We start from the raw sequence: 20,854 nt of genomic DNA on the forward strand, positions 1-20,854 counted from the left end.
GTTCATAGGACCTATACGCCCCGTAGGCCGATCTTGTTACATGGCCCTGACCATGCCGGTCGGCCGCGGATCGGTCACACACTGAACCTCGCTGATGAACACCGAACCAATCTACCGTTTACGAGCCCCCGGCGGCCAAAAAGCGCCATAGCCGAAGGGCATCGGCGCTGGTCTTCCCGGGTGTCGCCCGAAAATTTCGGGATGCGGACATACCCCTCGGTCTCACTCGCCCCCGGACCTGCTCCGGGCCGGATCGTAGAGGTGCGATTGGACACAGTGCACGGACGGTTCGAGCGCGCGACCCACCAGGATCACCGCCGCCTGCCGCAGCCCCGCCTCCCGAACCCGGTCGGCGATGGTCGCGAGGGTCCCGCGCAACACGAGCTGTTCGGGCTGGCTGGCCCGGTACACGACGGCCGCCGGACAGTCGGCGCCGTAGTGCTCGGCCAGTTCGTCGGCGAGTTCCGCGACGCGGGTGATGGCCAGATGCAGGACGAGGGTGGCCCGGGTGCGAGCGAACCCGGCCAGCGCCTCCGACTCGGGCATGGCCGTCGAGCGGGCCTGCGCGCGGGTGAGCACGACGGACTGCGCCAACTCGGGCACGGTGAGTTCCGCACCGAGCACGGCGGCCGCCGCCGCGTACGCGGGCACGCCGGGCGTGACGTCCCAGGGGATGGCATGCGCGTCGAGGCGGCGGGCCTGCTCGGTGACGGCCGAATAGATCGAGGGGTCCCCGGAACACAACCGGGCCACATCCTTGCCCTCGGCGTGGGCTCGGCGGCAGTGGGCGATGATCTGGTCGAGGTTCAGGTGCTGGGTGTCGATCAGCTCGGCGTTCGGTGCGCTGTGGGTGAGGATGTCGGGGTCGAGGTAGGTGCCGGGGTAGAGGCAGACGGGTGACCGTTGGATCAGGTGGACTGCGCGGAGGGTGAGCAGGTCCGCGGCGCCGGGGCCTGCGCCGATGAAGTGGACGGTCATGGGGTGAGTGTAGGGGTGGGGGTGGGGACGTCCGGAAACGTTCGATGCCCGTCGCAGGGAGATCGACTATCGTCATTTCCCGGACATTCAGGACCAACAGGCGGGGAGTTGGCGTGCTACAGGCCGACATCGATGAGCTTCACAAGCTGGCGGGCACGGCAGCGGCCCTTCGTCGCCCCCTGTACCACCACCCTGCTCCTCGCCAAGGTGGAGAAGTGGCGGACATCCGCATTGTCCGACTTCGCGACCGCGCTGGCGACCGCCAACAGCGACACCTCCCGCACCAACATCGACAACCCGAAGAGGTTCTTCACCGAGGCCGGAAACAGTTGGCAGGGTGCGGCTTACGACTGGGTCGGCGAGGATCACATTCAGGCATCCAAGGTCTGGGCGTACGTGGATGACGTGGTCACGGAGGTGAACCCCGCCGCCCCGACCGTCGAGTCGTACCGAAACGTGTTGTTGGCCAAGGTGAACGAGGCCCGGTCGGCCAGTCTCACCGTCGCCGACAACTGGCTGGTCGCCGAAAAGGACGGCGTCTCGGCACGTGTCGTGCAATCGCACCAGGACGCGATCAGCGGCGCCCTGCGGCCGTTCTTCGACGCTGTCGCCACCGCATGCACCAAGATCGGCGAGGCGGCCGAATTCGTCCGCATCTCAGGCGATCTCTTCGGCTCCGACATCGACCGGCCGCGCGGTAGCGGACGCCTCCTGCAACCACGACACGGCCAAACTCGACGAAATCGCTTCGCCTCTACCGACTCACGCGCTGACGCCGGATCGGATCCAGGCCTTGTCCAACGGACAGGATGTTCCGACCATGGCAAAACGGAACGGTCAGTTTTCAGTCGATTTCGCTGTCGCGCAGAAGGATTACCCGTCGGGCGATAATGCTCGCAGCAGGCAGTCGAGTGAGCGGTTGGGCGCAGGATCGATGTTCGGTCGTACGACACCGCGGACGAGAAGGGTGGATGATGTTCGGCCACAGCGTATTTCAGCGAACGGCGCGATGTGTACATCAAGGTCGAGCCCGACCCGAAGAGTCTCGCGATCGACCCGGCCCGCCCGGACGACGGGGTGTGCAATCGACTCACGCCAATTGTCACGAACGTGATCGAGGACCATTTCGCACGATCAGGAGTAGTGCTGTCCGACTCCTCGGACTCACTCCCATGGCCGAAGTGAAGGGATACGTGCTCTATTCGTTCGGCTTCTTGCTAGCCGCGTCTCTTGCCGCCGGGTGCGGTGCGGAAGGGCAAGGGAAAAAGCAGACCTTGCCGAGAGAGATTCCGTCCTCGTTCGATCCTTGCCGGGACATACCGCTGGAAATAAAAGCCGAGCAGCAGTTCTTGGACAATCCCGAGGTGTGGCCCGAGCATGAGAACGGGGAGGTGAAGCTGCGCGGATGCGAATACCGCCGATCTTTTGAAGTAGCGAAAGAACGTGGCCTGGGGGTGATGATCGAAGTCACTAATATGAATGCCAGGTACTTCCTTGATGTCGATTCGATCGACCCCACGGGTAGACATCATGGTCATTCGATAAAAATCGGTAACCGAGAAGCAGCCGTACGACGAGATTCGACGACTCTCTGCGATTTGGTGGTCGATATCAAGGGCGGCGGAATCGAATTTATCGGCTCGAATAACAAGGACGACCCTTGCGAGGATCTGGAGAATCTAGCCGAAAGACTGGTACCGGTACTGCCCCCTTCGCAATAGCCCCGCATCGGGGACATACGTCAGACTGAGCGAATGAAGCTCGCAGGACGAATCTCAGAGGCCTCCCCAGCCGCGAATCAGTTTCGCCGTACGTCGATGACCGATACGAATTGGTCAAGGGTACGGTGAATCCTGCGCAATCAGCTATCGGACGGATCCTCGACATGGCTCGGGGATGTTCTTTCGGTTCTCGGCGTATCCGGCCGTGGCGAACGGTGAGCAGGTCCGCGGCGCCGGGACCTGCGCCGATGAAGTGCACGGTCATGGGGGTGGGCATGGAACGATTCAGAGATGTTCGGCCAGGAAGGTCGCCGCCAGGGCGGTCGCGAACAGTGCCATCGTCGTGACGACCGCGACCGCGAGTCCGGTGCCGATCTCGCGAGCCCGCCCGCCCAGCGCGCACAGCACCGCGGCGAGGACGGTCTCCGCGAGGTATCCGACGGCAAAGAACAGTGTGAGCGCGGGCAGGATCGTCAGCGGGACGATGTTCGAGAACATCACGACCAACGCGGTCCCGAAAGACGCCGGACCGAACCAGGAACGAGAGCGATCGCGCCGCGAGTGGGATGGTTCCTCCATCGTCATGGAATCGACCTCAGCTTCCCTGAAGGACGACGATCGCCGAGAGCGATGACAGCACCCACATCCCGGTCGTGCCGACCGCGGCGAGGGTGAGCGGATGCCGCCGGACGCCGCCGAGCAGCCCTCGCGCCAACGCCGCCACCAAAATGCTTGCGGCAGCGGCGATTCCATACGCGACGAGCGGCACGGCCCGATCGGAATCGTCGCCTCGGAACGCCGCGGTGGCGGCCACCAGAACCAGCAGCTGTCCCATGAAGAACACCGCGGCTCCGATCGTCGCGACCCGCCAAAATCGGGAGCGAACCATCAGATCATCCCCTTCGGAATCGGCACGGGCGGAACGGAGGGCGCGGCGCCGACCGGACCGAAGGGAGTCGACGGTTTCGGGCCGCCGGGTTCGCGGACATCGTACTGATAATTCCAGCCGTCGGGTTCGTCGAACGCGTGGAACGCGCTCCCGCCTCGGGGGCCGAGGTCGTGATGAAAGGGCAGATTCATCCCGGGCCCGCCCGAATTGCCCGCGGCCGCCGGGTCGATCACGAGCGTGTTCGTTCTTCCGTCCGGCCAGTCCTGGTATGCCTCGAGCGAGGGATAGTTCGTTCGCGTCCCGTTGATCTCGACCCCGTGCTGCCCCGGGGAGAACACCAGGTCGCCGTTGACCGTCATTGCATGATCGCCAAGCAACGGCGGATTCTTGGATATGCCGGGCGCGAACGGATTCGCCGCCGAGTACTGGACACGTACGGAACCGTCGGGATTCTGCCAGACGCGGCCCTCGGGCTCGGTCACCTTGGCCGCGCCCGGGCTACCGTCGCTGTTCTGCTCCACCGACGGGTTCTGCCGCATGACGACGATCCCGTTCTCGTAGTCGACGTACATCGTCACGCGAGCGTGCTCGGGGTCGAAATCAGCGGCGGCCGTTCGGTCGTCGCCGCGATCACGGGCGACGGGATTCAGGGAATCGCCGCCATTGAACGGATTGCTGACATCTCGCTGCTCGATGTATTGACTGGTGCGGACCACGCCCTGGCCGGGCACGGGACGGATCCGGACCACCCGGATCGCCGGATCGACGCCCTGGTACTTCGGGTCGTAGCTTTTCGGATTCAGCGCCTCGGCGGTCGTCCAATCGGTGGGCGTCACCGGCGGGCGGCCGAACATCTGTTGAAAAGCGGCCGCGGAGGTGCGGATTCGATCGGGATCGGCGCGGTCGTCTCGCTGCTTGTCCTGCTGCACAGCGGAATTCGCCGCGGCGAGCGCGGCTGCCGGGGCCAGCGCGGCCAATTCGCCATTGGCCGCGGCGATCGCGGCGGACCAGGTCGTGTCCGCCCGCGCGAGCGAGTCCACGAGGGCGGGCAATCGCGAAAGCTGAACGCCCGCTTCCGAATCCCAGTCCTCGACACCGGTGACCGTCCAGTCGTCCGCGACCGCCACGGGCGGCACGGCATAGTGCTGGAGGATGGTCTTCGCTTCGGCGATGGGGTGCTCCAGATCGCGGGCGGCACCGGCGCACGCCGCCCCGAGGTCGTCGTAGGCGGTGGCGATCGCGCGCATCTGCGTCTGCTCCCGATCGGCCTTGTCACCCGCCGCCTGACGGGCCACACCCTGCCACGCCAGATCGTCGTGGATGGTGGTGTGCATGGCATTGGACACCTTGACGATCGCGTCGGCGATGCGGACGGCACGATCGGCGACCTCGGCCAGCCCGGACACGTCCATCACGAGCAGTTCGCGGGGCGTCGGCATCGCTACTTCCCTCCGTGCGGATCACCGGAGTTCAGATCGGCGACGGCCGCGAGGCGCTGTGCCGCGTCGAGATCCGTACCGGCGAAGGTGTCCGCGGACACCAGCAGCAGGGCGGCGAACTGATTCAGCCGGGCCTTCAGCACGTCCTTCGCCTGCTGGCTCGCGGCATCCGACTTGCCGAGTTCCAGCCCGACCGCCAACCCCGCCAGCCGCCCGGCGACCGGAGCGGCGCCGAGCTTCGGCGCGTTGTCGACGTCCGCGGTCGACAAGGCCAGCGCTCCGGCCGCCGCGCGCAGGCCATCCGGATTCACCGCGAAACCCATACTCCCCCTCCTTCGATCACGCTGGTCGAGCCTAGCGAATCCGGGGACGTGCGGTCGAGAGCGCGCGGCTCACGCGCGAATCCATTCGACCCGAATGCACCATTCGGAGTCCTCGGCGGGCCGCATCCCCTGGCCATAGACTCACCCCATGGCAGTGGAAGCAGTTCGGGTGCAATCGGTTTCGCCGTACATCGATGACCGGTACGAATTGGTCACGGGGACGGTCGGGTTCGCGGTGGATCCGGGGCATCCGGCTAACGCACGGATCGTGGATCTGGATCGGGTGAAGCGGGAGCTCGATGGCAAGGTTCGGTTCGATGCCGATCTTCGGGTGTTGCGGCCGGTGGGTGGGGGGAACGGGGATTTGTTGTTGGTGGTGCCCAATCGGGGGCGGTTGGGGACGTTGCCGTTCAGTCGGGGGGCTGTGGTGGATTTCCGGGATCTCGAGCGGGTCGATCCGGGGGATGGGTTTTTGTTGGAGCGGGGGTGGACGATTGTCTGGTGTGGGTGGCAGTGGGATGTGCGGAGGGGGGTGGGGAGTTTGGGGGTGACCGTGCCGGAGGTTGCGGTGGGGCCGGGGTGGATGCGGGTGGAGTGGCGGGGGGACAGTGATGAGCGGCGGCATTCGGTGAGTGACACCATGCCGGGGATGGGGGTGTTCTTTCGGTTCTCGGCGTATCCGACGGTGGATGTGGATGATCCGGAGGCGGTGTTGACCGTGCGGACCGCGCCGGACGGGGAGCGGACCGAGATCCCGCGGGGGGCTTGGCGATTCACCGATTCGACGCATGTCGAGCTGGAGGGGGGATTCAAGGCGTTTCACTGGTACGAGTTGTTCTACCGGACCGATCGGGCACCGGTGGCGGGGTGCGGGTTGCTGGCGGTTCGGGATGTGGTGGCGCACTTGCGGTCCGAGGGAGGGATCGAGCGGGCCTTCGGGTTCGGGATTTCGCAGTCGGGGCGGTTTCTGCGGCAGTTCCTCTGGGACGGGATGAATCTCGACGAGAGTGGGCGTCAGGTTTTCGATGGGGTGTTCGCGCATGTGGCGAGCGGGGCACGGGGAGAGTTCAACCATCGGTACGCGCAGCCGTCGTTGACGGGGGTGGACGGGTTCGGGAGTCTGCCACCGTTCGACAGTGCGGGATTGCTTGCGCGGCAACGGGAATCGGGTGGCGTGCCGAAGGTGCTGCTGAGCAACAGCGCCTCGGAGTATTGGCGCGGCGACGGCTCGTTGGTGCACGCGCCGGAGGGTGTGGACGCGGGCGAGGACCCCGACGTGCGGGTCTACTCGATCGCGGGGACGGATCATTTCGGGCCGAATCCGCTGAAAAGCGTTATGGCGGGCAGCAATCCGCCGCACGACCTCGATTCCCAGCCCGTGCTGCGCGCGCTGATGATGGCACTACAACGCTGGGTGTCCGAGGGCGTGCCCGCACCGGCCAGCCGGGTCCCGCGCGTGGCCGACGGAACCGCCGTCCCGCCCGAGCGGGCGCTCGACCCGTTCGCCCATGTCCGCCACCCGGATCCGGCCCTGCTCCCCCGCATCCATCACCTGGACCTCGGCCCGGACGCCGACCACGGCATCGGCCGCTGGCCGGTCGTCCGCGGCGAGCCGTACCCGAGCCTCGTCTCCGCCACCGACGAGGACGGCAACGAGATCGCCGGTATCCGCCTCCCGGCCGTCGCCGCCCCGCTCGCCGTCTACACGGGCTGGAATCCCCGCCGCCCGATCGAGGGCTTGCCGAACGTCCTCTACGAACGCCTCGGCAGCAAACTCCCCTTCCCACCCGACCGTCCCACGGTCCAGGAGCGCTACCCGACCCGCGCGGCATATGCCGACGCCGTGCGGGCCGCGGCGGAACAACTCGTCGATCAAGGGTTCCTATTGCCGGAGGACGTCGAGACGGTGATCGAGGAAACCGTCGCCGATTATTGAGTCGACCTTATTTCAGGGCGACCCGGGCGCCGCCGGAAAACGCGGAATCGTGAAATTCGACTGCCGCCGGAACGGTACCTCTGGGCAGGTCGAAGACAATGGTTACCGAGAGTTTGTTGCCCGGGTTGATCTCGGCGGTGATGTCACGATTCACGTTCATCTCGGCGGCGGTGTCGTTGGTGTAGGACTTGCCCTGATCGTCGATCAGCTTCTGATTGTCCCCGAAATAACTCTGCGCCGCGTCTCCGACATTCGTGACATCGACATGGACCAGCACGTATTCGCCCTGCGCCTGCTTGCGCAGATAGGGGTTGTCCCCGACCGTGGCCACCGCCGGATCGATTCCCGTGACCCGGAAGGCGAATTTGCCGTCACGCACCTCGGATCCCACCGGAGCCGCGGTGGTGCGCTTGTCCTCCACCTTCGAAGCCTCGTGCACGGCGCCGCCGAGCAGGGCGAAACACCCACCGAACATCAAGACGATCAGCGCCAGAACGATCCACGGCCATACGCGCCGCTTCCGTTGTTTCGGCGGCACCGGATACTGCTGCTGATAAGGAGGCGGCGGATATTGTGGACCGTTCTGGGCGGGATACTGCGGCTCGGTCATGGAATTCCCCTGTCTGTGCGAAAGGCAGGGGTATCCCCTGCGCATCGAATGAGATACGGCGAGTGGCCGCATCGACACCCGATGCATAGGAAAGACCGCCGGAACTGTTACAGTGAAACAAGCCCGTTTTGATAATGGCCGAAATCAGCAGGCTATTCCGTCATATTCAGACCGCCCAGGATCTTCGTCGGCCGGACCCGGACCACCAATTCCCCCGGTACCCCGTTCCGCTTGCCGAATTCCTCCGCACGTTCCTGCCCCATGTACCGGGCGGCGATGGCGGTGGCGGTGCGGAGGAGTTCGGTGGGGTCCTCGGAAGTCGTTGCGGTGCCCTGGATTTGGAAGTAGCCGTAGGGGGGTTCCTCCAGGTCTACGCAGAGGGCTACGCGGGGGTCGCGGAGGATCGCCTTGCCCTTGGCGGTGGCTTTGCCGGTGTTGAAGATCAGGGTGTCGTCTTCGACTATGAACCAGACGGGGTTGATGACGGGGCGGCCGTCGGTGGTCACGAACGCGAGTTTGGCGGTGCGGGTGCCCTCGGAGAGGAAGTCGCGGACCTGCGGGTCGGTGAGTGAGGCCATGGGGGGAGCGTACGGGGCGCCGGCGGGAACGGGGGTGAAGCGCGGCGGGGTCAGATCGCGCCGCGTTCGCGGGCGCGGGCCACGGCGGAGGTGCGCGATTTGACGCCGAGCTTCGAATAGATGTGCACCAGATGGGATTTCACCGTGGTCTCGCTGAGGAACAGGCGTTTGCCGATCTCCCGGTTGGAGTGGCCGTCGGCCACCAGGCGCAGCACCTCGATCTCGCGCGGGCTCAGGGTGGTGTCGGGTTTGCGGACGCGGGTCATGAGTTTGGAGGCGACCGACGGGGACAGCACGCTCTCCCCGGCCGCGGCGCCGCGCACGGCGGCGAGGAGTTCGGCGGGTGGGGTGTCCTTGAGGATGTAGCCGCACGCGCCCGCCTCGATCGCGCCGAGGATGTCGGCGTCGGTGTCGTAGTTGGTGACCACGAGGACGTTCGGCGGGTCGGGCAGCCCGCGCACCGCGGCGGTGGCGGCCACGCCCGAGGTGCCCGCGCCGAAGCGCAGGTCCATCAACACCAGGTCCACGGGGTGCGCGCGACAGAAGGCGACGGCCTCCTCCGCGGTGGCGGCCTCGCCGACGACGAGGATGTCCTCGCCCGAATCCAGCAGCGCCTTCAGCCCGGCGCGGACGATGGCGTGATCGTCGGCGAGCAGCAGCCGGATCACGGCTCCTCCAACGGGAACGAGACGGTGACCGCGGTGTGGCCGGGTTCGGATTCCACGCTCATGCCGCCGCCTTGCTGTTCGACGCGGCTGCGCATGGCGTTGAGCCCGAATGTGCCGCGCCCGAACACCTCCGGGTCGATCCCGACGCCGTCGTCGACCACGTCCAGATGCACGGCGTCGCCCGCGTAGGTGAGCGTGATGCGCATGCGTTCGGCGCGGGCGTGCCGGACCACGTTCGACACCGCGCCCTGGGCGACCCGCACGAGCGCGGCCTCGACGGGCATGGGCAGCCGCTCGGGTTCGCCCTCGACCAGTACCTGCGCCCGCACCCCGGCCGCGCCCGCGCGCTGGGCGATGCGGTCGAGCGCGTCGGTCAGCGATTGGCCGTCCAGCGGAGCGGGCGTGAGTTCGGCGATGAGCTGGCGGGTTTCGACCAGGCTGTCGGCGGCGGTGTCGCGGGCCAGGCGGATCTGCGGCAGCGCGGGATGATCGGGGGCCGCGCGTTCGGCGGCGTGCAACAGCAGCTGGATGCTCGACAGGCCCTGCGCCACCGTGTCGTGGATCTCCTGGGCGAGCCGTTCGCGTTCGGCGAGCTTCCCGGCGGTGCGTTCCTGTTCGGCGAGAGTGGCTCGGGTGGTGAGCAATTCGTCGATGAGGCGCTGCCGGTCGGCGGCCTCGCGAAACAGGGCCCGGTAGCCGAGGCCGATCGCGATCGCCACCAGCGCGGCGACGATCGGGCCGATCACGCCGCCGACGTTCCAGCCCTTGTGCAGTTCGTAGCCGAGCACGGCCGCCGCGGTGGCGATCGCGACCGCGAGCACGCCCCACAACCGGGGCAGCAGATGCAGATACAGGAAGTACAGCGGGAACACCAGGTAGACGGCGTCCGGCACGATCGCCACCAACCCCACCCACAGCAGGGTCAGCACGCCCAGCCAAATCCGGGCCGCAATGGGCCGCCCGCGCAGCCGGACGCCCGCGAAGTAGGTGAGCAGGAACACCGCGGCCAGCACGCCCACGGCCCACCGATGTCCGCTGTCGAGCAGCAAACCCCGCACGACCACCACGACCGTCAGCGCCACCATGAGCGCGTGCAGGCCGACCTGCAACGCGGCGAAGACGGGGGCGAGCGGCGAGCGGTGCACCGTGTCAGCTTATGCGGGGTTATCGGGACGGCATCCATCGAAAGACGGATTCGGCGGCCATCGCGCGATGGGCCGCGAATGGTTCCCGCGCCCGATGGCACGCGCGCCGATCGCCGACAGGGTGGAGGCATGTTCGTCGCACTCCGGGATCTGCGGGCCGCCCGCGGCCGCTTCCTGCTCATCACCTCGGTCGTCGTGCTGGTCGCGCTGCTGGTGAGCTTCCTGAGCGGGTTGACCGCCGGGCTGGCCCATCAGAACATCGCCGCGGTGCAGCGGATCCGCGGGGACGCGGTGGTCTTCGCCGATACCGGGTCGTCGCCGTCGTTCGACGCGTCGGCGCTGAGCGCGGAACAGGTACGGGAATGGCACGATTCGGGTGGGGTGGTCGACCCGGTGGGCATCGGCCGCGCGCAGGCGACCCGCGACGGCGGCGCGCCCACGCCGATCGCCGTGTTCGGGGTGGACGGCGACGCCTTCGGCAATCGCATGGCAACCGAGCCGGGGACCGTGGTGCTGAGCGCGCCCGCGGCCGACCGGCTGGGAGCCACGACGGGGGATCGGATCACGATCGGCCCGGCCGAGTTCACGGTGTCCGCGGTCGGCGGCGACGACTGGTACGCGCACACGCCGGTGGTCTGGACGACCCTGGCGGACTGGCGAACCGTGCTGCCGCGCGGCGGCGCGGCGACGGTCCTCGTGGTCTCCGGCGTCCCGCACCCCCCGGCCACCGGCACCCGCGCGATCCCCGTTTCCGATGCGCCGCAGGCGATCTCGTCGTACCAGGCCGAGAACACCTCCCTGACCCTCATGACGGTCCTGCTGTTCGCGCTCTCCGCGTTGGTGATCGGGGCGTTCTTCGTGGTGTGGACGATTCAGCGCACCCCCGACGTAGCGACGCTGAAGGCCCTGGGCGCCACCACCGGATCCCTGGTGCGCGACGCGCTCGGCCAGGCGCTGCTGGTGCTGGTGCTCGGCGTCGGGCTCGGGGTGGGGGTGACGGCGATGGCCGCCGGATTCCTCGGCGACGCCGTGCCATTCGCGCTGACCGCCGCCACGACGCTTACCCCCGCGGCCGCGCTGATCGGGCTCGGCCTGCTGGGCGCGGCGGGCGCGGTGCGCTTCCTCGCCACCGCCGATCCGCTGACCGCCCTAAACCGGAACCGTTGAGCGACAGGGTATTTCGATGACCACACTGACCGTGACCGACCTGACCCTCACCTACCCCGACGGCGCCGGGCGCGTCACCGCGCTGGACGCGGTGAACCTGCGGGTGCGCGGCGGCGAGATCGCCGCCGTGACCGGCCCCTCGGGATCGGGGAAGTCGAGCCTGCTCGCCGCCGTGTCGACGCTGATCCGCCCGGACTCCGGCCGCATCGACCTGGAAACCCCTTCCGGCGCAATCGAACTGACTGCGCTGGGCCGACGGGAGGCCGCGCGGCTGCGCCGGGAGCGGATCGGCATCGTCTTCCAGCAGCCGAATCTCCTCCCCGCCCTCACCGCCCTCGAACAGCTCGAGGTCATGGCCCACCTCGGCGGCCGTCCGCTGGTGCCGCCGCGCGAACGCCGCCGAATCCGTTCGCGCGCAACCGATCTCCTCGCCGCGGTCGGTCTGGCGGGGCACGAGCACAAACGCCCCGAGCAACTCTCCGGCGGACAACGCCAGCGCGTCGACATCGCCCGCGCCCTCGTGCACGATCCGGACCTGCTGGTGGTCGACGAGCCCACCAGCGCCCTGGACCGCGAGCGCGGCGCGGCCGTCCTGGACCTGCTGCTCGACATCGCGCGTGCCCACGGCACCGCGACCCTGCTGGTCACCCACGACGTGGACCACCTGGACCGGATGGACGCGGTTTACCGCATGGTGGACGGGACGCTCAGCACGGCGGGGTCACCGCCGCGTACCAGTCCAACAGCGCCGGATCGTCGACGGCCGTGCGCTCCACCACCTTCGCCGGATCCGCGCCTTGGAACAGCCGTTTGATCGGCACCTCGAGCTTCTTGCCCGTGCGGGTGTGCGGGACGCCCGGCGCGGGGATGATCGCGTCGGGCACGTGCCGGGGCGAGACCTCCGCGCGGATCACGGCCTTGATCCGGTCGGCCAGTTCGTCGGTGAGTTCGGCCCCCTCGGCGGGCACCACGAACAGCGGCATCCAGTAGCCGCCGTCCGGCCGCTCGACGCCGATGACGAGCGACTCCGCGACCTCCGGCAACGCCTCCACGGCCTGGTAGATATCGGCCGAACCCATCCGGATGCCGTGCCGGTTGAGGGTGGAGTCGGAGCGGCCGTGCACCACGAAACTGCCGTGGTCGGTGATGGTGATCCAGTCGCCGTGCCGCCACACGCCGGGGAACATGTCGAAATACGCCGCGCGATACCGGGATCCGTCCGGATCGTTCCAGAACTTCAGCGGCATGGACGGCATGGGTTTCGTGAGCACCAGCTCGCCGACCTCACAGCGCACCGGATGCCCGGTGACGTCCCACGCGTCGACCGCCGCGCCGAGGAACGGCACCGACAGTTCGCCGGGCCACACCGGGACCGTGGGCACGCCGCCGAGGAAGGCCGACACCACGTCGGTGCCCCCGCTGATCGAGGACACCTGCACGCGCTCGCCGACGTTCTCGCTCAACCAGAGCGACGACGACGGCGGCAGCGCCGAGCCGGTGATGCCGACCGCGCGCAACGCGGACAGATCGTGGTCGCGCTTCGGCACGACACCGGCCTTGACGCACGACAGCACATAGCCGGGGCTGGTGCCGAGCACCGTGGTTCCGGTGCGAGCGGCCAAGTCCCACAACGCGTCCGGCGTCGGGCAGGCCGGGCTGCCGTCGTAACAGACGATGGTCGCGCCGACCAGCAGGCCCGCCACCTGGAAGTTCCACATCATCCAGCTCGGGCTGGTGTACCAGAAGAACACGTCGTCGCGGCCGATATCGGCTTGCAGCGCAACGGCTTTGAGATGCTCCAGCACGACGCCGCCGTGGCCGTGCACGATGCCCTTGGGTTTGCCGGTGGTGCCCGAGGAGTACAGCACCCATAGCGGGTGGTCGAAATCGACCTCGCCCGTATTGATCTCGGCCCCGGAGGGTGCGGTGATCTCGGCCCAGTCCTGCGAGTTGGGCACCGTCGCACCGAGCCGGGAGACCACGACGGTGTCGCGCAGGGTCGGCAGGCCCGCGCGCAGCTCGGCGATTTCCGCGGTCTTGTCGTGCGCCTTGTCGCCGTAGCGGTAACCGTCGGCGGTCACCAGCACGACCGGTTCGAGCTGGCCGAGCCGATCCAGCGCGGCCTTGGCCGAATAGTCCTGGCCGCAGGCGCTCCACACCGCGCCGAGGCTGGCGGTGGCGAGGAAGGCGATCACGGCCTCGGGGATGTTGGGCAGATAGCCGACGACCCGATCGCCGGGCTGCACGCCCCGCGCGCGCAGCACCGCCGCGAAGGTCGCGGTGCGGCCCAGCAGCTCGGCCCAGGAGATCTCGGTCGCCGCGCCGCCCTCGCTCAGATACACGATGGCGGGCCGATCGGTGCGCGCCTGCCGCGCCACCTGATCGACGTAGTTCAGGCGCACGCCCGGAAACCATTGCGCGCCCGGCATACTCGTGTCGGACAGCACCGTCTCCGGGGTGGGGCCGAGGTCGAAGTACGCCCACAGCGCACCCCAGAAGCCGGACAGGTCGTCGACCGACCAGCGCCACAGCGCGTGGTAGTCCGGGAAGTCGAGTCCGGTTCGCGCACCGGCGAACCGGGCGAAATCGGTGACGCGCGCCCGCGCGACGTCCCGCTGATCCGGCACCCACTGCGGCTGCATCGCGATCACTCTCCTGTCCTAGCCCGCGCGCCGGACGATCCGTTCGGCGTGGCGGATGACCGGGCCGTCGACCATGCGGCCCTCGAATGCGAAGACGCCCCGATTGTCCGGCACCGCGGCGAGTATCCGCCGGGCCCAGGACAATTCGTCGTCGGTGGGGGTGTAGGCGGCGCGGATGACCGGCACCTGGGTGGGGTGGATGGCCACCTTGGCGTCGAAGCCGACCGCCACCGCGTCCTCGGTCTCGGCCCGCAACCCGTCCAGGTCGCGAATGTTCAGATACACCGAGTCGAGGGCGAACTTGCCGTACGCCTTGGCCGCGAGCAGGGACGCCGAGCGGACGTGCCGGGCGACGTCGCGGTACTCGCCGTCCGCGCGGCGGCTGGCGTTGCCGCCGAGCGCGGCGACCAGATCCTCCGCGCCCCACATCACGCCGATGGCGGTGTCCGAGCGCATGATCGCGTCGACGGCCAGCGCGCCCAGCGGGGATTCGATGAGCGCGACGGCCTGGTACGGCAGCGCCGAAAGCTGTTCGGCGCTCTCGCATTTGGGGACCATGACGCGCTCGTAGGAGGTGCGGGCGAGGGTCTCCAGGTCGAGCGCGTGGTCCGCCCCGCCGGGGGCGTTCACGCGCACGAGCGTGTGCCGCGGATCCAGCGGTGTGGACAGCAGCGCCTCCCGGGCGGCGGCCTTGTCGGCGGGGGCCACGCCGTCCTCCAGATCGAGGATCACCACATCGGCCGCGGCGGCGGCCTTGGCGAAGCGTTCGGGGCGGTCGGCGGGGCAGAACAGCCAGGCCGGACCGGCCATCTCCCACGTCATGCGGGCCTCATCCGGACGAGCGTCTTGCGCACGGCGGTGGCCACCACGTCGCCGTGCTGATTGCGGCCGGTGTGGGCGAAGGTCACGATCCCCTCCCCCGGGCGGCTGCGCGACTCCCGCTTGTCGGTGACCACGGTCTCCGCGTACAGGGTGTCGCCGTGGAACAGCGGCTTGGGGAAGGCGACCTCGGAGAAGCCGAGATTGGCGACGATCGTGCCCTGGGTGAGCTGGGTGATGGACAGCCCGACCAGGGTGGACAGCGTGAACATCGAATTGACCAGCCGCTGATGGAACGGCGGCTGCGCCTCGGCGAACGCCGCGTCCAGATGCAGCGCCTGGGTGTTCATGGTGGCCGTGGTGAACTGCACGTTGTCGGCCTCGGTGATGGTGCGGCCGGGGCGGTGCTCGTAGATCACGTCGGTGGCGAACTCCTCGAACCACAGGCCGCGTTGCACCTCGCGGCGTAGCGGTGCGCTCACAGGCCCAGCTCCCGTCCGATCAGCATCAGCTGCACCTCCGTGGTGCCCTCACCGATTTCCAGAATCTTGCTGTCCCGATAATGCCGTGCCACAGCGTATTCGTTCATGAAACCGTAGCCGCCGAAGATCTGCGTCGCATCGCGCGCGTTGTCCATCGCGGCCTCGCTGGCGACGAGTTTGGCGATCGACGCCTGCTTCTTGAACGGCTTGCCCGCCAGCATGAGCGCGGCGGCGTCGTAGTACGCCGCGCGGGCGGCGTGGGCGCGCGCCTCCATCCGCGCGATCTTGAACGCGACCGCCTGATTGCGGCCGATGACCTGACCGAACGCCTCCCGTTCGCCCGCGTAGCGCACGCTCTCGTCCACACAGCCCTGCGCCGCGCCGACGGCCAGCGCGGCGATGGCGATCCGGCCCTCGTCGAGGATGCGCAGGAAGTTGGCGTAGCCGCGGCCGCGTTCGCCGAGCAGATTCGCCCGCGGCACACGGACATCGGTGAAGGTCAACGGGTGGGTGTCGGAGGCGTTCCAGCCGACCTTGCTGTAGGCCGGTTCGGCGGTGAAGCCGGGCGTGTCGGTGGGGACCAGGATGGTGGAGATCTCCTTCTTGTCCCCAGAGCGGCCGGTCACCGCGGTCACCGTCACCAGGCGGGTGATGTCGGTGCCGGAGTTGGTGATGAACTGCTTGTTGCCGTTGATGATCCAGTCGTCGCCGTCGAGGACCGCGGTGGTGCGGGTGCCGCCCGCGTCGCTGCCCGCCCCCGGTTCGGTGAGGCCGAACGCGGCCAGGGCGTGCCCGCTGGTCAGCTGCGGCAGCCACTCCCGCTTCTGCTCCTCGGTGCCGAACCGGTGAATCGGCATGGCGCCCAGCGAGACTCCGGCCTCCAGGGTGATGGCCACGCTCTGGTCGACCTTGCCGAGTTCCTCGAGGGCCAGGCACAGGGCGAAGTAGTCCCCGCCCATCCCGCCGTACTCCTCGGGGAACGGCAGGCCGAACAGGCCCATATCGGCCATGCCCGCGACCACCTCGTAGGGGAAGCTGTGCTCCTCGTCGTGTTTCGCCGCGACCGGGGCGACCACTTGGCGGGCGAAGTCGCGCACGGTCAGGGCCAGATCGCGGTAGTGGTCGGGAAGCGTTCCCGTGGACAGGAATTCGGTCATGCGGGGGTGTCCTTCGGATCGGTGTCGGGGACGATGCGGGCGAGGACCTGGTCGACCCGCACCTGATCGCCCGGTCCGGCCAGCAGTTCGACGGTTCCGGCGATGGGGGCGGTGAGGGTGTGTTCCATCTTCATGGCCTCCACGACGACGACCGGGGCGCCCGCGGGGACCACCGCGCCCGGGGTGGCCGGGACGGCGATCACGGAACCCGGCATGGGACTGCGGATCTCGGCGTCGGCGGCCTGTTCGGTGGTGGCGCGCGGACTCGCCTCGGCCACCTCCCGGATGAGGGTGACGGCGGTGCGATCGGCGACCCAGATCTGATCGTCGTGGTGGGCCACGAGGTAGGTGGTGCGGACGCCGTCGAGGGTCAGGGTGAGGTCGCGGCCCGAAGTCACGGCGAGAGAACGCTTTTCGCCCTCGTCGAGCCACACCCGCGCGTCGGCCGGGGTGCCGGTCAGCGAGACGTGCACGGTGCGGTCCCCGCCGGTGAGGCGGAAGATGGTCGGGGCCGGGGCGCCGAGTCGCCAGCCGGTGGGCTGGTCCCAGGGCGTGGCGGGGTCGGTGGGCCAGTGGGCGAGCCAGCGCAGCGCGGCCGCGGCGATGAAATGGCCGTCGCCGGGGTCGGCAGGGTGGAAGTCGGCGGCGCGGCGGTCGAGCAGGGCCGTGTCTAGGCGGCCCGCGCGGACATCGGGGTCGGCGAGCAGGAAGCGGAGGAAATCGGTATTGGTGCGCACCCCCAGAACGGCCGTATCCGCCAGGGCGCGATCGAGTTTCGCGAGGGCCCGGTCCCGGTCGGGGGCGTACGCGATGACCTTGGCGAGCATCGGGTCGTAGTCGCTGCCGACCACGGTGCCCGCGCGCAGACCCGAATCCACCCGCACGCCGTCGCCGTCCGGTTCGGCCAGCGCGAGCACCGTGCCGCCCGTGGGCAGGAAGTCGCGGCCCGGATCCTCGGCGTAGACGCGGGCCTCGACGGCGTGCCCGGTGAGGCGGATGTCGTCCTGTTCGGCGGCGAGCTTCTCCCCGGCGGCCACCCGGATCTGGCATTCGACCAGATCGACGCCGGTGACCAATTCGGTGACCGGATGCTCGACCTGGAGGCGGGTGTTCATCTCCATGAAGAAGAACTCGTCGGGGCGGTCGGCGGAGACGATGAATTCCACCGTGCCCGCGCCCACGTAGTCGACGCTGCGGGCGGTGTCGCAGGCCGCCGCGCCGATCCGCGCCCGGGTCTCGGCGTCCAGCAGCGGGGAGGGCGCCTCCTCGATGACCTTCTGATGGCGGCGTTGCAGGCTGCATTCGCGCTCGCCCAGATGCAGCACCCCGCCGTAGCGGTCGGCGAGGATCTGCACCTCGATGTGCCGGGGGCGGGTGACGAACCGCTCCAGGAACAGGGTGTCGTCGCCGAAGGCCGCGGCCGCCTCGCGCCGGGCGCTCACCAGCGCGTCGGGCAGCCCGGCGGGCTCGTGCACCAGCCGCATCCCCTTGCCGCCGCCGCCCGCGGACGGCTTCACCAGCACCGGATAGCCGATTTCGGTTGCGGCGCCGATCAATTCGTCGTCGGTGAGACCGGGCCGGGCGATGCCGGGCACCACGGGGACGCCGAACGCGGCGACGGTGTTCTTGGCGGCGATCTTGTCGCCCATGATCTCGATGGCCCGCGCGGGCGGCCCGAGGAATACGACGCCCGCGGCCGCCAGCGCGGCGGCGAAGGCCGGATTCTCCGACAGGAAGCCGTAACCCGGGTGCACGGCCTGCGCGCCGGTGCGCAGCGCGGCGTCCACCACGCGCTCGATGTCGAGATAGCTCTGCCGCGCCGGGGCCGGGCCGAGGCGCACCGCGACATCGGCCTCGCGCACATGGCGGGCGTCGGCGTCGGCGTCGCTGTAGACCGCGACCGAGGCGATGCCCAGGGCGCGCAGCGTGCGGATGACGCGCACCGCGATCTCGCCGCGATTGGCGACGAGGACGGTGTCGAAGGGGAGGGGTTGGGTGGTCCGCATCATCATCGCCATCACATCCGGAAGACGCCGTAGGAAACGGGGGCCAGCGGCGCCTGCGCGCACACCGACAGGGCCAGGCCCAGCACCGTGCGGGTGTCGGCCGGATCGATCACGCCGTCGTCCCACAGCCGCGCCGTCGAGTAGTACGGATTGCCTTGGCGCTCATACTGTTCGCGGATGGGCGCCTTGAACTCCTCCTGTTCCCGCTCGCTCCAGGAGTCGCCGACTTGATCGCCGCGCACGGTCGCCAGCACCGAGGCGGCCTGCTCGCCGCCCATGACCGAGATGCGGGCGTTGGGCCACATCCACAGGAAGCGCGGGGAGTACGCGCGCCCGCACATGGAGTAGTTGCCCGCGCCGTAGGAGCCGCCGATGACCACCGTCAGCTTGGGCACCCGCGCGCAGGCCACGGCGGTCACCATCTTCGCGCCGTGTTTGGCGATGCCGCCCGCCTCGTAGTCGCGCCCGACCATGAAGCCGGTGATGTTCTGGAGGAAGATCAGCGGGATCGAGCGCTTGTCGCACAGTTCGATGAAATGCGCTCCCTTGAGGGCGGATTCGGCGAACAGCACGCCGTTGTTGGCGACGATGCCGACCGGGTGGCCGTGGATGCGGGCGAAACCCGTGACCAGGGTGCGGCCGTATTCGGCCTTGAACTCGCCGAATTCGCCGCCGTCGACGATCCGGGTGATGACCTCGCGCACGTCGTAGGGGGTGCGCGCGTCGACCGGGACGACGTCGTAGAGCTCCTCCTGCGGCGCGATCGGCTCGACGGTGGGCGAAACCTCCCACGGCGCAGCGGATTTCGGGCCGAGCGTGGCGACGATGCGGCGCACGATGCGCAGCGCGTCCTCGTCGTCCTCGGCCAAGTGATCAGTGACGCCCGAGACGCGCGAATGTAGTTCGCCGCCACCGAGTTCCTCGGCCGTGACCACCTCGCCGGTGGCGGCCTTCACCAGCGGCGGGCCGCCCAGGAAGATGGTGCCCTGCTCGCGCACGATGACGGCCTCGTCGCTCATCGCGGGTACGTACGCCCCGCCCGCGGTGCACGAACCGAGCACGGCGGCGATCTGGGCGATGCCCTGGGCGCTCATGGTCGCCTGGTTGTAGAAGATGCGGCCGAAGTGGTCGCGGTCGGGGAACACCTCGTCCTGATGCGGCAGGTGCGCGCCGCCCGAGTCGACCAGATAGACGCAGGGCAGCCGGTTCTGCAGCGCGATCTCCTGCGCGCGCAGATGCTTCTTGACCGTCATCGGGTAGTAGGTGCCGCCCTTGACCGTGGCGTCGTTGGCCACCACGACGCATTCGCGCCCCGAGATCCTGCCGATGCCGCCGATCACGCCCGCGCCCGGACAATCCCCGCCGTACATGCCGTCCGCGGCCAGCGGGGACAGCTCGAGGAACGGGCTGCCCGGATCGAGCAACCGGTCCACGCGCTGGCGCGGCAGCAGCTTGCCGCGCGCCACATGCCGCTCGCGGGCCCGCTCGGGACCGCCCAGCGCGGCCGTCGCGAGCCGGTCCCGCAGCTCGGCCACCAGCGCTCGATGCGCCTCCCGGTTGCCGACCCGGGTGTCCTGGGTAACCGTCATCACGCCATCCTGCCCGATCGGTTAATCGCCAATAACTGAAATTCAAGATAATGTGGATTAACCGAAATGTCGAGGGTCGAGGAGAGGAGGCGCGATGACCACCAGCGATCCCGTCGCGCCCACCCGCCGCGAACAGCTCAAGGCGCAGCGCCGGGAGCAGCTGTTGCGGGCCGGTGCGCGGCTCATCGCCGATCGGGGCTTCCCCGGGGTGCGGCTCGAGGATCTGGGCGCGGCCGCGGGGATCAGCGGACCGGCGGTGTACCGGCACTTCCCCAACAAGGAGGCGGTGCTGGTCGAGCTGCTGGTGGGGATCAGTCGACGGCTGCTCGCGGGCGGGGAAGCCGTTGTCGCGCAGTCCGATTCGCCCAAGCGGGCGCTCGCCGGGCTGGTCGATTTCCACCTCGACTTCGCGCTGGGTGAGCCGGAGCTGATCCGTATCCAGGATCGCGACCTGGAGAATCTGCCCGACGCGGCCCGACGCCAGGTGCGCCGGTTTCAGCGCCGGTATGTCGAGGTCTGGGTGTCGGTGCTACGCGAGATTCGGCCGGATCTCCCCGAGGCGTCGGCGCGCGTGCAGGCCCACGCGGCCTTCGGCCTGCTCAACTCCACCCCGCACAGCGCCCCGGCCGCCCAGGCCAACCGGGCTCGGCCCATCCTGCGGGCCATGGCCCTGGCGGCGCTCGGCTGAACCCACGCCGAGGAGCG

The 20,854-nt window shown here is 68.9% G+C and carries 21 protein-coding genes and 1 pseudogene; 6 read left to right on the forward strand and 16 right to left on the reverse strand.

Annotated features, from left to right (window positions below; translation table 11 throughout):
• Positions 1-222: 222 nt before the first annotated feature.
• Positions 223-978 (reverse strand): precorrin-4 C(11)-methyltransferase, encoded by a 756-nt coding sequence (gene cobM, locus ACWDSJ_RS08325; protein ID WP_450030217.1) that lies wholly within the window; start codon positions 976-978, stop codon positions 223-225.
• 132 nt (positions 979-1,110) lie between these two features.
• On the opposite strand from cobM, the gene ACWDSJ_RS08330 reads away from it, so the two are divergent.
• Both ACWDSJ_RS08330 and ACWDSJ_RS08335 read left to right on the forward strand, forming a co-directional pair.
• Complete coding sequence (locus ACWDSJ_RS08330) at positions 1,111-1,869, forward strand: hypothetical protein (protein WP_450030219.1); 759 nt, start codon at positions 1,111-1,113, stop codon at positions 1,867-1,869.
• A 281-nt stretch (positions 1,870-2,150) separates the two neighbouring features.
• Positions 2,151-2,699, forward strand: a complete 549-nt coding sequence (locus ACWDSJ_RS08335) for a DUF3558 family protein (protein WP_450030221.1) — start codon at positions 2,151-2,153, stop codon at positions 2,697-2,699.
• Positions 2,700-2,886: 187 nt separating this feature from the next.
• On the opposite strand, the pseudogene ACWDSJ_RS08340 reads toward ACWDSJ_RS08335, so the two are convergent.
• From ACWDSJ_RS08340 to ACWDSJ_RS08360, 5 genes and pseudogenes are all read right to left on the reverse strand, one after another.
• A pseudogene (locus tag ACWDSJ_RS08340) lies at positions 2,887-2,964 on the reverse strand (precorrin-4 C(11)-methyltransferase); the annotation flags it as partial.
• A gap of 20 nt (positions 2,965-2,984) precedes the next feature.
• A complete protein-coding gene (locus tag ACWDSJ_RS08345) occupies positions 2,985-3,200 on the reverse strand; it encodes a hypothetical protein (RefSeq protein WP_450030223.1) in 216 nt (71 codons plus the stop codon).
• Between the two features lie 94 nt (positions 3,201-3,294).
• Positions 3,295-3,588 (reverse strand): hypothetical protein, encoded by a 294-nt coding sequence (locus ACWDSJ_RS08350; RefSeq protein ID WP_450030225.1) that lies wholly within the window; start codon positions 3,586-3,588, stop codon positions 3,295-3,297.
• Complete coding sequence (locus ACWDSJ_RS08355) at positions 3,588-5,027, reverse strand: hypothetical protein (RefSeq protein ID WP_450030227.1); 1,440 nt, start codon at positions 5,025-5,027, stop codon at positions 3,588-3,590. Before ACWDSJ_RS08355 ends, ACWDSJ_RS08350 begins: the two co-directional genes overlap by 1 nt.
• 2 nt (positions 5,028-5,029) lie before the next feature.
• Positions 5,030-5,350, reverse strand: a complete 321-nt coding sequence (locus tag ACWDSJ_RS08360) for a hypothetical protein (RefSeq protein ID WP_450030229.1) — start codon at positions 5,348-5,350, stop codon at positions 5,030-5,032.
• Positions 5,351-5,498: 148 nt separating this feature from the next.
• Here ACWDSJ_RS08360 and ACWDSJ_RS08365 point away from each other — a divergent pair, with 148 nt between their 5' ends.
• Positions 5,499-7,286, forward strand: a complete 1,788-nt coding sequence (locus ACWDSJ_RS08365) for an alpha/beta hydrolase domain-containing protein (protein ID WP_450030231.1) — start codon at positions 5,499-5,501, stop codon at positions 7,284-7,286.
• A gap of 7 nt (positions 7,287-7,293) precedes the next feature.
• On the opposite strand, the gene ACWDSJ_RS08370 is transcribed toward ACWDSJ_RS08365, so the two are convergent.
• The 4 genes from ACWDSJ_RS08370 to ACWDSJ_RS08385 form a co-directional block, all read right to left on the reverse strand.
• Positions 7,294-7,896, reverse strand: a complete 603-nt coding sequence (locus ACWDSJ_RS08370) for a DUF4352 domain-containing protein (protein ID WP_450030233.1) — start codon at positions 7,894-7,896, stop codon at positions 7,294-7,296.
• Between the two features lie 152 nt (positions 7,897-8,048).
• Positions 8,049-8,474: a PPOX class F420-dependent oxidoreductase gene (locus ACWDSJ_RS08375; RefSeq protein WP_450030235.1), complete on the reverse strand. Its 426-nt coding sequence runs from the start codon at positions 8,472-8,474 to the stop codon at positions 8,049-8,051.
• Between the two features lie 50 nt (positions 8,475-8,524).
• Complete coding sequence (locus ACWDSJ_RS08380; protein ID WP_450030237.1) at positions 8,525-9,142, reverse strand: response regulator; 618 nt, start codon at positions 9,140-9,142, stop codon at positions 8,525-8,527.
• A complete protein-coding gene (locus ACWDSJ_RS08385; RefSeq protein WP_450030239.1) occupies positions 9,139-10,287 on the reverse strand; it encodes a sensor histidine kinase in 1,149 nt (382 codons plus the stop codon). Before ACWDSJ_RS08385 ends, ACWDSJ_RS08380 begins: the two co-directional genes overlap by 4 nt.
• 129 nt (positions 10,288-10,416) lie before the next feature.
• On the opposite strand from ACWDSJ_RS08385, the gene ACWDSJ_RS08390 reads away from it, so the two are divergent.
• Positions 10,417-11,454, forward strand: coding sequence for an ABC transporter permease (locus tag ACWDSJ_RS08390; RefSeq protein ID WP_450030241.1), 1,038 nt, complete (start codon positions 10,417-10,419; stop codon positions 11,452-11,454).
• 16 nt (positions 11,455-11,470) lie between these two features.
• A complete protein-coding gene (locus ACWDSJ_RS08395) occupies positions 11,471-12,268 on the forward strand; it encodes an ABC transporter ATP-binding protein (protein WP_450030243.1) in 798 nt (265 codons plus the stop codon).
• On the opposite strand, the gene ACWDSJ_RS08400 is transcribed toward ACWDSJ_RS08395, so the two are convergent.
• The 6 genes from ACWDSJ_RS08400 to ACWDSJ_RS08425 are packed head-to-tail and all read right to left on the reverse strand — an operon-like array spanning position 12,162 to position 20,149.
• A complete protein-coding gene (locus tag ACWDSJ_RS08400; protein ID WP_450030423.1) occupies positions 12,162-14,096 on the reverse strand; it encodes an acetoacetate--CoA ligase in 1,935 nt (644 codons plus the stop codon). The two genes, ACWDSJ_RS08395 and ACWDSJ_RS08400, sit on opposite strands and share 107 nt — an antisense overlap.
• A gap of 18 nt (positions 14,097-14,114) precedes the next feature.
• Positions 14,115-14,918 carry an HpcH/HpaI aldolase/citrate lyase family protein gene (locus tag ACWDSJ_RS08405; protein ID WP_450030245.1) on the reverse strand — a complete coding sequence of 268 codons (804 nt, stop codon included), beginning with the start codon at positions 14,916-14,918 and terminating at the stop codon, positions 14,115-14,117.
• Positions 14,915-15,397, reverse strand: a complete 483-nt coding sequence (locus ACWDSJ_RS08410) for a MaoC family dehydratase (protein WP_387359745.1) — start codon at positions 15,395-15,397, stop codon at positions 14,915-14,917. Before ACWDSJ_RS08410 ends, ACWDSJ_RS08405 begins: the two co-directional genes overlap by 4 nt.
• Positions 15,394-16,554 carry an acyl-CoA dehydrogenase family protein gene (locus ACWDSJ_RS08415; RefSeq protein ID WP_450030247.1) on the reverse strand — a complete coding sequence of 387 codons (1,161 nt, stop codon included), beginning with the start codon at positions 16,552-16,554 and terminating at the stop codon, positions 15,394-15,396. Before ACWDSJ_RS08415 ends, ACWDSJ_RS08410 begins: the two co-directional genes overlap by 4 nt.
• Positions 16,551-18,560: an ATP-binding protein gene (locus ACWDSJ_RS08420; RefSeq protein ID WP_450030424.1), complete on the reverse strand. Its 2,010-nt coding sequence runs from the start codon at positions 18,558-18,560 to the stop codon at positions 16,551-16,553. The genes ACWDSJ_RS08415 and ACWDSJ_RS08420 overlap by 4 nt, the downstream gene beginning before the upstream one ends.
• Positions 18,561-18,571: 11 nt before the next feature.
• Complete coding sequence (locus tag ACWDSJ_RS08425; RefSeq protein ID WP_450030249.1) at positions 18,572-20,149, reverse strand: carboxyl transferase domain-containing protein; 1,578 nt, start codon at positions 20,147-20,149, stop codon at positions 18,572-18,574.
• A 94-nt stretch (positions 20,150-20,243) separates the two neighbouring features.
• On the opposite strand from ACWDSJ_RS08425, the gene ACWDSJ_RS08430 reads away from it, so the two are divergent.
• A complete protein-coding gene (locus tag ACWDSJ_RS08430; RefSeq protein WP_450030251.1) occupies positions 20,244-20,837 on the forward strand; it encodes an SACE_7040 family transcriptional regulator in 594 nt (197 codons plus the stop codon).
• Positions 20,838-20,854: the final 17 nt, after the last annotated feature.

It is taken from the genome of Nocardia sp. NPDC003482 (assembly GCF_053588115.1).

Bases quoted from the DNA above. Each gene is read 5' to 3' on its own strand.
- ACWDSJ_RS08415 (WP_450030247.1), bottom strand. From the start codon at position 16,554: ATGACCGAATTCCTGTCCACGGGAACGCTTCCCGACCACTACCGCGAT.
- ACWDSJ_RS08330 (WP_450030219.1), top strand. From the start codon at position 1,111: ATGAGCTTCACAAGCTGGCGGGCACGGCAGCGGCCCTTCGTCGCCCCC.
- ACWDSJ_RS08400 (WP_450030423.1), bottom strand. From the start codon at position 14,096: ATGCAGCCGCAGTGGGTGCCGGATCAGCGGGACGTCGCGCGGGCGCGC.
- ACWDSJ_RS08405 (WP_450030245.1), bottom strand. From the start codon at position 14,918: ATGACGTGGGAGATGGCCGGTCCGGCCTGGCTGTTCTGCCCCGCCGAC.
- ACWDSJ_RS08355 (WP_450030227.1), bottom strand. From the start codon at position 5,027: ATGCCGACGCCCCGCGAACTGCTCGTGATGGACGTGTCCGGGCTGGCC.
- ACWDSJ_RS08430 (WP_450030251.1), top strand. From the start codon at position 20,244: ATGACCACCAGCGATCCCGTCGCGCCCACCCGCCGCGAACAGCTCAAG.
- ACWDSJ_RS08370 (WP_450030233.1), bottom strand. From the start codon at position 7,896: ATGACCGAGCCGCAGTATCCCGCCCAGAACGGTCCACAATATCCGCCG.
- cobM (WP_450030217.1), bottom strand. From the start codon at position 978: ATGACCGTCCACTTCATCGGCGCAGGCCCCGGCGCCGCGGACCTGCTC.
- ACWDSJ_RS08395 (WP_450030243.1), top strand. From the start codon at position 11,471: ATGACCACACTGACCGTGACCGACCTGACCCTCACCTACCCCGACGGC.
- ACWDSJ_RS08375 (WP_450030235.1), bottom strand. From the start codon at position 8,474: ATGGCCTCACTCACCGACCCGCAGGTCCGCGACTTCCTCTCCGAGGGC.
- ACWDSJ_RS08365 (WP_450030231.1), top strand. From the start codon at position 5,499: ATGGCAGTGGAAGCAGTTCGGGTGCAATCGGTTTCGCCGTACATCGAT.
- ACWDSJ_RS08390 (WP_450030241.1), top strand. From the start codon at position 10,417: ATGTTCGTCGCACTCCGGGATCTGCGGGCCGCCCGCGGCCGCTTCCTG.
- ACWDSJ_RS08335 (WP_450030221.1), top strand. From the start codon at position 2,151: ATGGCCGAAGTGAAGGGATACGTGCTCTATTCGTTCGGCTTCTTGCTA.
- ACWDSJ_RS08425 (WP_450030249.1), bottom strand. From the start codon at position 20,149: ATGACGGTTACCCAGGACACCCGGGTCGGCAACCGGGAGGCGCATCGA.
- ACWDSJ_RS08420 (WP_450030424.1), bottom strand. From the start codon at position 18,560: ATGCGGACCACCCAACCCCTCCCCTTCGACACCGTCCTCGTCGCCAAT.
- ACWDSJ_RS08360 (WP_450030229.1), bottom strand. From the start codon at position 5,350: ATGGGTTTCGCGGTGAATCCGGATGGCCTGCGCGCGGCGGCCGGAGCG.
- ACWDSJ_RS08350 (WP_450030225.1), bottom strand. From the start codon at position 3,588: ATGGTTCGCTCCCGATTTTGGCGGGTCGCGACGATCGGAGCCGCGGTG.